The following is a 12,700-nucleotide window of genomic DNA, read 5'->3' on the forward strand; positions in this document are numbered from 1 at the left end:
GTATTTTAACATTTTGAAAAATTTTTGCTTAAAAAATCTTCTTATTTACCCTTACTAGCTTTAGCTGAAACAGAGCAATGAAATTCCTCTTATATCGTGGTATAATGTGGCATGAATAAAAATCAAAATTTATATTTAAGGAATTTAACATGTCTAAAAATCCTCATGTTTTAATGAAAACTAATTTCGGAAGCTTAGAAATCGAATTATACCCTGAACAAGCTCCGATTACAGTTGCAAACTTTTTACAATATGTAGATGAAGGTTTTTATAACAATGTACTTTTTCACCGTTTAGTTAAGAACTTTGTGATTCAAGGTGGAGGTTATACTTTAGATTTTAAAGAAAAAGAAAATCACGCTCCGATCAAAAATGAATCCAATAACGGTTTATCAAATACAGTGTTTACTCTTTCTATGGCAAGAACTAATGCTCCTGATTCAGCGACATCTCAGTTCTTTATTAACCTTGTTGACAACTCTCGTCACCTTGATGCAGTTGTCGATCCTGATGGTCAAGTAAAACGTTGGGGATATGCCGTTTTTGGAAAAGTTGTAAAAGGATTTGAGGTACTTCCTCAAGTTGAGAAGAAAAAAGTAAAAGCTATGGATATTCCAGTAGAAACTTTATATATTGAAAGCGTTGAACGTATCTAACATAATATCTTTGACCTAGCAGTATCAACCGCTAGGTCTTTAATTTATTTTAATCTTTATGTCGCATCAAAAAAAACGTCATTTATCTCTAAAGCAACAAAGAAATATCAATAAGCATCGACAAAAACTAATAGAAAAGAAATCTTTAAAAAACCAAAAAGCAAGTCAAGAACTAGAATTACTTTTAGATCAAGAAGATAATCTTGAGATTAAAAAAGGAATAGTTATTAGTCGTTATGGTAAATCTGCAGATGTAATGCCTTTGGAAGACGACAAGTTCACAAGCTCACATCAAAGATGCTTTATGAAAGCTTCTTTAGATGATCTTGTTGTTGGTGATATTGTATTTTTCTATGATATAAATGCTGAGCAAAGTTTTATTGTCGAGAGAGAAGAACGTAAAAACCTCATCACACGTTTTTACTTTAATAAACAGCGTAATATTGTAGCTAATCTTACAACCATGTTAATTACCTCTTCAATAAATCCGACTTTAAATACTGAGATTATTGATAGATATCTGATTGTGGCTGAGAATAGTGGAGTTAAACCAATAATTCTTATAAATAAAGTTGATTTAGTCTCTAGCGATGAAGAAAAAGCAGAAATAGAGAATATTATCAATTACTATAATTCTCTTGGCTATACTACATTTGCCGTATCAGCGACAAATAATTTAAATATAGATTTAATTAAAAACCAGCTCCAAGATGGATTACATATTCTTGTTGGTCAAACAGGGGTAGGAAAATCATCACTTATTAATGCGATTTTTGGTGAAGACCTCATGAGTGTTGGGGAAATAAACTATGATACTAAACTAGGAAAGCACACAACAACCACGTCTAGACTTTTTAAATTAAATGATCATAGTGCTTTAATTGATAGCCCAGGGATTAGGGAATTTAGTTTAGATAACTATTCAGAACCTCAGCTACTCAAAGGATATAAGGAACTACATGATCCCACATACGCATGTAGATTTTCCGACTGTAATCACGTAAATAACCTTGGTTGTGGAATCTTACGTTTAAGAGATGATCGAAAGATATCTGACTTCCGCTTTAAAAATCTGCTTAGCTTATTACAACAGATCAATCAGAGTTAAAGTTTTTTTTAATTTTTTTACTTATCCTAGTATAATATTAACGAAGTTTTGCTATATAGGTATTAAGTATTAAAAATTAGTTTACCCTAAACTCATTTAATTAATTGAAGTAATAAATTTGGTTATACCTTATTTATTAGCAATTTAAGTTTTACTACTTAATATCTTTAAAAAGATAAATAAGGGTTTACTCCTTATCCAAATTTATTTTACAAAGTATTTTAAGTGAGTAAATATTTTGTTAATTTATTTTTTAATATAAAACGGGAATTTAATATGACTGTAAGCAAAGATTTAACTATTGTTGCACCACACGGTATTCACATGCGTCCAGCTACTACTTTTGCTAAAGCTGCAAAAGAGTTTGAATCAAAAGTAACTATTACAGCTGCAGGCGAAACTGTTAGTGCAAAAAGTCCTGTTAAAATTATTAGCTTAAACTTAGCGAATGGTACTGCGATCACTTTAACTTGTGATGGTCCTGATGAAGAAAAAGCTTTAGAAGCTTTATCAGCACTAATTAACACTTTAGAGTAATCCTTGTAAACTAATTCGGAGTTTAAAATTATCATGATTAAAGGCATTCTAGCTTCACCAGGTGTGGCTTACGCAAAAGCTCTTGTCTTAAAAGAAGAAGAAATTGTAATCAATTACGCAGAAATTTCAGAAGATGATATTGAAACTGAAAAGGAGAAATTCTTCTCTGGTCGTGCGAAAACAGTTGAACAACTTCAACGTATCAAAGATAAAGCTGAAGCTACTTTCGGTAAAGAAAAAGCTGAAATCTTCGAAGGTCATTTAATGATTTTAGAAGATGAAGAGTTAGAAGAAGAAATATTATCTTTTATTGAAGAAGATCTTATTACTGCTGATAACGCTGTTAACCAAGTATTAGGTGAGCATGTTAGAATCTTCGCTGAATTAGAAGATGAATATATGCGTGAGCGTGCTGCCGATCTTAATGATATTAACAAACGTCTATTACGTAACATCCTAGGCTTAAATATCATTGATTTAACTTCTATTTCTGAAGAAGTAATCATCGTTGCTTACGATTTAACACCTTCTGAAACTGCACAATTACCTTTAGATAAGGTTAAAGGATTTGTTACTGATATTGGTGGTAGAACTAGTCACTCTTCAATTATGGCTCGTTCTTTAGAAATCCCAGCAATCGTAGGAACTAATAGCATAACTCAAGCAGTTAAACAAGGTGATATGCTAATCCTTGATGCAGTGCACAATGCTGTATACGTAAACCCTACTGCAGAAGAAATTGCAGCTTTTGAAAAAACTCAAGCTGACCTTGAGCATAAAAAAGCAGAATTAGCAAAATTAAAAGACCTACCTGCAGTAACCTTAGATGGTGTTAAATTCGATGTTGCTGCGAATATAGGTACGCTAAGAGATTGCGATCCTGCATTAAATAATGGTGCTGAAGCTATTGGTCTTTACCGTACCGAATTCTTATTCATGGATCGTGACTCATTCCCTAATGAGGAAGAACAATATCAAGCTTACCGTGATGTAGTTGAAAAAATGGATGGTAAACTTGTTATTATTCGTACCATGGATATTGGTGGTGATAAAGATTTACCTTACATGGATTTACCTAAAGAATTAAATCCATTCCTAGGTTATCGTGCGGTACGTATTGGTTTAGATAGAAGAGAAATCTTTAAAGAACAACTACGTGCAATCCTTCGTGCTTCTCAACACGGTAAAGTAGGGGTTATGTTCCCAATGATTATTAAAGTTTCAGAGTTACGTGAAATTAATAAGATCATTGAAGAATGTAAAGCTGAATTAGTAGCACGTGGTATCCCGAATGAATTTAACTTACAAGTAGGGGTAATGGTTGAAACTCCAGCTTCTGCAATTATTGCAGACCTATTAGCTCGTGAAGTTGATTTCTTCTCTATAGGTACTAACGACTTAACTCAATATACTTTAGCGGTTGACCGTGGTAATGAATTAATTTCTGATTTATATGATCCATTCAGCCCTTCTGTATTACGTCTAATCCAAAACACTATTAATGCTTCACATATCGAACGTAAATGGACCGGTATGTGTGGTGAGTTAGCTGGTGACGAATTAGCTACTCCTTTATTAGTGGGTATGGGCTTAGATGAGTTCTCAATGAGTGCTATCTCTATTCCTAAAGTTAAAAACATTATTCGCCAATTAAGATATAGCGAGTGTAAAACTTTAGTTGCTCAATGTTTAACTATGACTTCTTCGCGTGCAATTAAAAAACGTGTACAAGATTTCTTAGCTAACCGTGGCATTATCTAATTTAGAGGGATAAGTATGGGTTTATTAAAAAGTATTTTTCAATTTTTCAATAAACCAAAAGAAACCACAATAACAATTCTTGCCCCTTTAAGTGGCACTATACAAGACTTAGAAGAGGTATCTGATATAGTTTTTTCAGATCTAATTCTAGGTGATGGTATTGCTATAGTTCCTGATAAAAACCAAGATCAACTTCTTTCTCCGATTGAAGCTAATGTAAAAAAGTTGTACCAAACTCAACATGCGATTATGCTTGAGCATGAATTAGGTATAGATCTTTTTATTCATGTTGGTTTTAATACCTTAAATTTAAGAGGTCAATGTTTTAATTCTTTAGTGGTAATAGAACAAAAAGTTCATTTAAACGAGCCACTATTAGAAATAGATTTTGCTACTATTATTCAAAGAGGATTAGAAACTACTACTCCGATTGTAGTTAGCAATTTAAATGAAAACATTTTAATTATTAATAAGGCATCCTCAGGAACACGAGTTATTGCTGGTCAAACCCCTATCTTTGATATAATTGTAAAACATTATTAATAATGAATTAGAGACCTTGCTTCGAAGCAAGGTCTCTATTCTATGTTTTTAACGCTAACAGCTTATAACTATATGATCTATCTCTTCTCACATCAACCAAATTATGCGAAAGAAAAATCAAGTCGTTATCCTTTTTAAAAACTACATCTAAGCCAAGGATAATAATCAAGTCCTTTTTATTTTTTCGAAATCCAATCTCATATTTAGTAAAGTTTACTCCCACCTCTTGAAAGAATTTGGAATAGTTATAAGGAAAATAATAGCCATCAGCTCTATAATTAAAAGTACTCCGAGGACACTTACTACCGTCTACCCTTAAAACCCATTTAGCTTCACAATTTACTTTAGGAAGAGAAGATTCTGATTTTAAAGCAAGGGTATTGATTATATGATTTAACTCCGCATCTTTAGTAGTTGCACTATAATTATCAAGCATTAAAGAAAGCGTAAAAAAGTTATCAGAATGGTCAATGTTATACAACTCTTCAGGAAATATTTGTAAATATAAAGATTGCATTGCATAATCAAGCCAATGCGAAAACTCATGGACTAGACTTTTTGTAAACAGCCCCCATCCTTTGGTATCAAGATACTCATAATTTAATGAAATAACTGACAGCTCATATTCTAACTTTTGCTTTAGATCTATTTGACAATTTAATTCTTTACTATAAAAGTTTTTTAAATTCTCTAAAGGGATCATTAAAAACAATCCTGCTTCAGAATTACATAAGCCATAGGAACAGAGGGGAGCTTTAATTTGAATATCTACTAACTTTTTTAATGTTTGAACAAACCAATCTTTTACCTTCAAATTTGTCGGAGAAGAAAGATCATCTATTTTAAAAAGTATAGGTGATATTTCTCTTTGTTCATTTAATTCATTAAAAAATATAGTATTATCTCTAGATTTTAATTCGTAAGCCAATAGTTCAAGATCTAAACCTAAAGAATCAACCAGCGACTTTAATTTACAATTATTATCTAAAGCTTCAAGAAATTCATAAGGTAGTACTATATAGGTATTTGGTTCTTCTAGATCTTTATATAAATGAAAGCCGAATTCTTGATAAAACCTATTCGAAGTAATCGCTTTTGCTTGTGCTTTTGAAGCAGTAATCTCTCCTATAGGCATTTCTTTATAGTCTATCAACCCTACAGCGACAAAACTTTTGCTCTTAAGTAATGAACTTGTATAAGTAATTGTGCAATCATTTTCAAAATCAAATTCAATATTATTTTCACACAACAAAGCATATACAACAAGTTTAATAAAGCTGTAACGAATAGACATATTCCTTTCATGTTCAAAAACACTATGAGCTTTATTAAAATAGTAGCGAAAGATATTTACTAACAAAAATTTACGCTCACTATCATTAGTCGGCATCATACGTTTTGTTACTATATTATCTATAAACTCAAATTCGCTTTTACTTAACCCATCTAAAATATAGACAGCTTCTTTCTTAAAAGAACTAGAAGTACTTATCAAAGATCGTGGTACTTTTAAATCACGATAACTGTAACAATAATCATTATTTACTTCATTTTCTACTTTAAAACTAAAATTCCTACAACAGCTTTCATTTATAAGCTCGCTATCTTCAACAGGTAAATCAAAACATTTATCTAAATCTTCTATGCCTTTCATAGTCACCTCACTAAATACATAAGGATAAAATTAAAATTGTTAAATTGGCATTTTCTTATAAGTATCTTTATTTTTCATTGTATAGCAAGATCTAAATAACTTCGGTGACTTTTTCTTAAAAAGTAGTCAAATGACCACTTTTTTTGAAACTTTTACTCTTATGTAGTATACTTTCATTATTGCGGATATACTTTCAGGCTGGTTACCTGAAAAATTCTCATTTACTACAAAGTATTTTAATATTTTGGAGTAATAATGACTTTTATTTCTTTATTAGCCTTTGTACTTTTACTTTTTACTATAGGGATTATTTACAAAAAAACCGATAAACTTGGCTGGACGGTATTAATCTCATTAGTTCTAGGAGTTATCTTTGGACTAATTATTAATAAATTTGAAAGTAATACTTCTAAAGAAATTTTAAATTGGATAGGAATTGTAGGTACTGGATATACACGTCTATTACAAATGATTGTGATGCCTCTAGTATTTATCTCTATCTTATCGGCAATCACTAAAATAGAGCAAGCTAGTAAACTAGGTCGGATAAGTATTAGTGTTCTTTCGGTTCTCTTAGTCACAACTGCAATTTCAGCTTTAGTTGCGGTATTAATAGTGAACGTTTTTCATTTATCTACTGAGGGGTTAATTGCCTCAAGCAATGAAATCGCAGCCCAAGAAAGAGTTGCTCAACGTGCAACAAGCATTGAAAATTTAACTATTCCAGGAATTATTTTATCGTTTATCCCCACTAATCCTTTTGCAGATTTAACTGGGGCAAGATCTACTTCTATTATTGCTACAGTTATTTTTTCATCTTTTCTTGGAGTTGCTACCTTAAGTCTTAAGAAAGAAAATAAGGACTTAGGAGAAAGAATTGCTAATGCGGTAGATACTTTAAGCAAACTAATTATGAGAGTTGTGCGTTTTGTAATTAGATTAACTCCATATGGTGTTTTTGCTTTAATGATTAAAATGGCTGCTACAGCAGTAAATCTAACTCCTCTTTTAAGTTTTTTAGTCGCATCTTACCTCGCAATTATAGCGATGTTTATTATCCACGGATTTATTTTAAGTCTTCATAAAATAAACCCTTTTACCTACTATAAATTAGCTTTCCCTACTTTAGCGTTTGCCTTTACTTCTAGATCTAGTGCAGCTTCAATTCCTCTCAATGTACAAACGCAAGTTGAAAAATTAGGAAACAATTCAGTAATCGCTAATTTTTCAGCAACTTTCGGTGCGACAATAGGACAAAATGGTTGTGCAGGAATTTATCCGGCAATGCTTGCAACTATGATTGCTCCTTCTATGGGAATTGATCCTACTTCTTTAAGTTTTATTGCTACTTTAGTTTTAATCGTTACCCTTTCTTCATTTGGCATTGCTGGAGTAGGTGGTGGAGCTACTTTTGCTTCAATTGTAGTTTTGTCTACTTTAGGCTTCCCATTAGAACTTGTAGGATTACTTATTTCAATTGAACCTATTATAGATATGGGACGTACTGCTCTAAATGTAAATGGCTCTATGCTTGCTGGAACGATTAGTAGTAAATGGATATTTAAAACGCAAATAAGTAAAATTTAACACAATGTGTTCTAAAAAAATCACTTATATTTAAATGTAAAATAAATTCAAAGTGAAGTCTTTTTTCAAGACTTCACTTTTTTAATTGAGTAATCAATCAATTAAAACTTCAATTTTTATCTCTAATTTTCAATTGGTTAATTTTTAGCCTCTACAAAATAAAACTTTTTTTAGGAAATTAAATTTCTAATTTTGCTATAATGTTAGCCATATTTTCTCAAAAATAAATATCTTTTGAACACACTGTTAAAAACAGTTTTAATTTAGTAGGTTTGCTAATTTTTATAATAAAGGTCAAGCATGTCAAAACGTAGATCATTTGTATTCTATTTACTTATTTCGATCGTAGTTGTCATCTTAGTAGGATTAAGCTTATTTTCTTACTTTATGAGCTATCAGAAAAGTAAATATCGATTACCTACTGCAATAACGTCTGTTTCTGTTATTGAGGTATCAAGTAGTAACTACCTAGGTGCTATTAACTCTTCAGGCTTTGTAAGATCACAAAGTACGGGATCTTTAGCTTTAGTTAATTCAGGTAAAGTTGCAACTATTAACTATAAACCAGGACAAAAAGTTAAAAAAGGAGCTGTAATTTTAAGCTTAGATGTAGCTTCAGCTCAAGCAACTTTAGCTGGTCAAAGAGCATCTTTAAATTCACTAAAACTAAACTATGACGGTTTATTAGCTGCTTATAAAGAAGGTGGTGCTTCTAACTATGAAGTACAATCAGCCCTTAGTAGCTATAATGCCCAACTAGCAACAGTTCGTGCTACAGAACAAACAATTCAACTATCACAAATTATTGCTCCATTTGACGGAGTTATAGGTACAATTTCTCCTTCAATTGGTGATGTTGTATCTTCAGGCACAACTCTAGTTACAGTTATCCCTAGTGATAATGATAATAATACTAATGGTTTCTTCTTAAATTTAGGGGTTTCTCCTGATTTAACTAAAAATATTACTATTGGTAATAAAGTTGTTGCTTACGATCAATCTGGTAATAAAGTAGCTGATGGAACTGTATCTGGGGTAGACTCAACAATTTCAACTTCAACTAGCCTTTCTCAAGTGAGAGTAAGTTTTGCAGATAATGCAAATTTACAAGATGGCGAATTCGTAAAAGTTGAAATTAGTACAAACCCAGTTGCTAACCAAATTACCATTCCTGATATTGCAGTATCATATTCATTATATGGACAAATGGTATATCGTTTAGATCCGTTAACTGATGAAGAAAAATCTTCATTAGAAGCCAATAACCAAAGTACTGATGGTGTTTATAAAGTTACCCAAGTATATATTACTGCTAATGACCGTGTTAACGGAGTGGTACTAGTTACAAAAGGTCTAAATGTAGGTAATATTATCGTAACTAACTATAATAATATCCTTGATGGATCACTAGTTAGAATTGCTAAAGGTTACGGTGTTGGCGTTCCTGAAACTTATAAGCTACCTGTAGCAGCACAAGGAACTAATAATTAATAGGAGAAAAATATGAAATTTACTGATGCGTTTATAAAACGACCAGTAATGGGTGTTGCTCTTAGTATTCTCCTTGTTGTGCTTGGTTTATATAGTTTAAGCAAAATGAGTGTACGTGAGTATCCAAAACTAGTTACTGCTACAGTTGTGGTTACTACTACATATACTGGTGTTTCTGCACAATCAATTCAAAACTTTATTACTAGTCCTCTAGAATCAGAACTTGCGGCTGTTGAAAACGTGGACTACATGTATTCAACCTCTGCTCTAGGTACAAGTACGATTACCATGTACTTAGTTGCAGGTGCTGACATTGACAAAGCATTTACGGATGTTGTAGCTAAAGTTAATGAAGCTAAATCTTCATTACCTAGTGATTCTGATGAACCTGTAATTAGTAAAGATACAGGACGTTCAGTAAACCCTCTGTATGTTGCCTTTACAACAGATCAATTAACCAACGCTCAACTAGTTGACTGGTTAGATAGAAACGTAAAACCTCAATTCTATACCGTAAATGGGGTTTCAAGTGTATCATTTATGAACCCTGGTTTATATATGTTAATTACACTTGATCCTGAAAAACTAGATAAATATGGATTAAGTCCTTCTTCTGTTACTTCGACAATTAGTTCAAATAACGTACAAATTGCGGCTGGGTCGTTAAGATCAGAATATAGAGTTTTAACCAATAACGTTGATGGGTCAGTTAAAACCGTTGAAGAACTCAAAAACCTAATTATTACAACTGTTAATGACTTACCTATACGTATTGGTGATGTAGCAACAGTTACCATGGAAGCTTTACCAAACCAAACTGTTTCTACATTCAATAATCAACCTGCAGTAGTAATTGGTTTTGAACTAACTCCTGAAGCTAACCCTTTAACTGTAGTTAAAAATCTTATTGCAAAATATAATGATGTAGTCGTTCCTACATTACCTCAATATATTAAAACGCAAGTTGTTTATGATGGTACAGTAGCAATTAACTCTTCTATCCACCATGTTATTCAAACTGTGTTTGAAGCTGTTGTGATAGTTATGATTGTAATGCTTCTATTCTTAGGAAGTGTTAAATCATTGATTGTTCCGATTGTCGCTATTCCTATTTCAATTTTAGCAAACTTCGTTTTACTCTATGCCTTAGGCTATTCTGTTAACCTAGTTACTCTTCTAGCTTTAATTTTAGCTATAGGTCTAGTGGTGGATGATGCCATTGTTGTTTTAGAAAATATTCAACGTCATATTAAATTAGGAGAAACTCCATTCCGTGCTGCGATTATAGGTACACGTGAAATTGCCGCTCCAGTAATTGTTATGACCTGTACGCTAGCGATCGTATTCTTACCTTTCGCTTTAACTTCAGGATCTACTGGACCAATTTATCGTGAGTTTGCTGTAACTCTTGCAGGATCGGTAATTTTCTCGGGTATAGTTTCATTAACTTTATCTCCAATGTTATGTAACTATCTTTATAGAAATTATGACCATAATAAAATTTCTAAATTCGAACATTACGTTGAATCAACTTTAGATAAAATTAATGCCAAATATGATTTAGCTTTAAAAGGCTTTTTAAATCATCCTAAGTTTGTCCTCTTATTCTTAGCTGCGGCATTATTATCATTACTTTCTTTACCGAAGAATATTAATTCAGAGCTAACTCCAGTTGAAGACCGTGGAGTAGTAGTTGGTTTTGCAGGTTTACCTGCTAACTCAACTGTAGCTTATGGGCAATTATTACAAAAAATAATTGCAAAAGATTTTGAACAAGTACCTTATAGATCAGGGCTTTTATCAATTGTACAATCTTCAGCAATTATAAATATTGCACCTTTAGTAGAAGATCGTCCTCTAACTCAGCAACAGATAATTAATCAATATAGCAATGTATTTAATGGAGTTCCAGGATTACAAGTAAATACAATTAGCTTCCCTGAAATACAAGTACCAGGATCTGGTTTCTATAACTTTGCGATTGCTGTTCAATCAGTTGATGAACTTGATAAAATCGTTCCTTATGCAGAAAAGTTTGCCCAAGCAGCAAAAGACGATGGGATTCTTCTCATGTCTGGGACAAATGTTGCATATAATAACTCTAAGTTAAACATTACAATTGACCGTGAAAAAGCTTCTCGTTTAGGAGTACAAATTTCCAATATTGCAAGTAGTTTATCTGCTTATCTTTCGGGAAGTACAGCTGCTCGTGTGTCAATTGATGGAACCGTTTATAAGGTTGTTACTCAATTAGCAAACGATAATAAATCTGGCACCGACTCTTTATATAATTATTATGTAACTAATTCTTCAGGAACAAACATTCCACTTTCTGAATTAGTTACCTATACTATGGAGTCACAACCAGCTTCATTACCTCGTTTTAACCAATTAAATTCAGTATCTGTACAAGGACGTTCAACTCAATCACAATCAGATCTTGTAGCTTGGGTACAAGATAACTTCTATAAGTATTTCCCATCTAACTATACTTATGAATTACAAGGTGATTTACGTACATTCGTACAAGAAGGTAGTCAAACTACAGTTATCTTTAGTCTAGCTATTATTCTAATTTTCTTAGTGCTAGCAATCCAATTTAACTCTTGGAGAGATGGACTAGTAATTATGATTACCGTACCTTTAGCAATTACAGGTACTATTTCAACTTTATTTATCTTGAGTTTAACCGGTAAACTGGGTGCAACCTTTAATCTATATACCACTATAGGTATGATGACACTTGTTGGTCTAATTACTAAACACGGTATTTTAATGTGTGAGGTTGCAAAAGAAGAACAAATTAATGCGGGCTTAAGTAAACGTGACGCAATTATCAAAGCTGCTCGTATTCGTTTTAGACCAATTCTAATGACTACTCTTGCGATGGTTGCTGGTCTAATTCCGTTATTAATTTCTTCTGGTACAGGTGCTAATGCTCGATTTGCAATAGCCGTAACTATTGTTTCAGGTTTATCAATTGGTACATTATTTACTCTATTCGTTTTACCTATGGTTTATATCTTTATAGGTAAACGTCATGAACCTTTACCTGAATTTGATGAATCTATTCCACCAATCGCAGCTTCTGTTGAAGAAGAAGGGATAGATGAAATCCAAGAAGACGAAGACGTAAATAAAAACAAAGATCTAAACTCAGAAGATCACAAAGATAAATAATTACAATAAATCTATTAATTTAAGGATAGCGTTGGCTATCCTTTTTTTAATAACTTACTATAGTATATGGTCTTTTTTTATCTAAAAATTAGCCTAAATTTCTGACCTAGCTAACTAAGACCTAAAATATAATTAGTGAAAATTAAGGCAAAATATTGAAACCTCTTGAAAATTTCCTTACTA

The 12,700-nt window shown here is 32.1% G+C and carries 9 protein-coding genes; 8 read left to right on the forward strand and 1 reads right to left on the reverse strand.

All coding sequences use genetic code 11. The features are described from left to right. Window positions 1-149 precede the first annotated feature (149 nt). The 5 genes from CKF59_RS02295 to CKF59_RS02315 all read left to right on the forward strand — a co-directional run bounded on the left by CKF59_RS02295 (window position 150) and on the right by CKF59_RS02315 (window position 4,605). The gene (locus CKF59_RS02295) at window positions 150-656 is read left to right on the forward strand and encodes a peptidylprolyl isomerase (protein WP_119534369.1); all 507 of its coding nucleotides are present in this window, start codon (window positions 150-152) and stop codon (window positions 654-656) included. Between the two features lie 58 nt (window positions 657-714). Further along, a complete protein-coding gene (gene rsgA, locus CKF59_RS02300) occupies window positions 715-1,764 on the forward strand; it encodes a ribosome small subunit-dependent GTPase A (RefSeq protein ID WP_119534370.1) in 1,050 nt (349 codons plus the stop codon). A gap of 276 nt (window positions 1,765-2,040) precedes the next feature. Beyond that, window positions 2,041-2,301, forward strand: coding sequence for an HPr family phosphocarrier protein (locus tag CKF59_RS02305; RefSeq protein ID WP_119534371.1), 261 nt, complete (start codon window positions 2,041-2,043; stop codon window positions 2,299-2,301). 33 nt (window positions 2,302-2,334) lie between these two features. Further along, complete coding sequence (gene ptsI / locus CKF59_RS02310) at window positions 2,335-4,062, forward strand: phosphoenolpyruvate-protein phosphotransferase PtsI (protein ID WP_119534372.1); 1,728 nt, start codon at window positions 2,335-2,337, stop codon at window positions 4,060-4,062. 15 nt (window positions 4,063-4,077) lie between these two features. Beyond that, a complete protein-coding gene (locus CKF59_RS02315; RefSeq protein ID WP_119534373.1) occupies window positions 4,078-4,605 on the forward strand; it encodes a PTS sugar transporter subunit IIA in 528 nt (175 codons plus the stop codon). Between the two features lie 40 nt (window positions 4,606-4,645). On the opposite strand, the gene CKF59_RS02320 is transcribed toward CKF59_RS02315, so the two are convergent. Next, window positions 4,646-6,259 (reverse strand): hypothetical protein, encoded by a 1,614-nt coding sequence (locus tag CKF59_RS02320; protein WP_119534374.1) that lies wholly within the window; start codon window positions 6,257-6,259, stop codon window positions 4,646-4,648. A 255-nt stretch (window positions 6,260-6,514) separates the two neighbouring features. On the opposite strand from CKF59_RS02320, the gene CKF59_RS02325 reads away from it, so the two are divergent. From CKF59_RS02325 to CKF59_RS02335, 3 genes are all read left to right on the forward strand, one after another. Next, a complete protein-coding gene (locus CKF59_RS02325; protein ID WP_119534375.1) occupies window positions 6,515-7,846 on the forward strand; it encodes an L-cystine transporter in 1,332 nt (443 codons plus the stop codon). A 300-nt stretch (window positions 7,847-8,146) separates the two neighbouring features. Beyond that, window positions 8,147-9,337 (forward strand): efflux RND transporter periplasmic adaptor subunit, encoded by a 1,191-nt coding sequence (locus tag CKF59_RS02330; RefSeq protein WP_119534376.1) that lies wholly within the window; start codon window positions 8,147-8,149, stop codon window positions 9,335-9,337. 12 nt (window positions 9,338-9,349) lie between these two features. Next, window positions 9,350-12,517, forward strand: coding sequence for an efflux RND transporter permease subunit (locus CKF59_RS02335; protein WP_119534377.1), 3,168 nt, complete (start codon window positions 9,350-9,352; stop codon window positions 12,515-12,517). The last annotated feature ends 183 nt before the right edge of the window (window positions 12,518-12,700 follow it).

Origin of the sequence: Psittacicella gerlachiana (genome assembly GCF_003585965.1) — a bacterium.
GTDB lineage: Bacteria > Pseudomonadota > Gammaproteobacteria > Enterobacterales > Psittacicellaceae > Psittacicella > Psittacicella gerlachiana.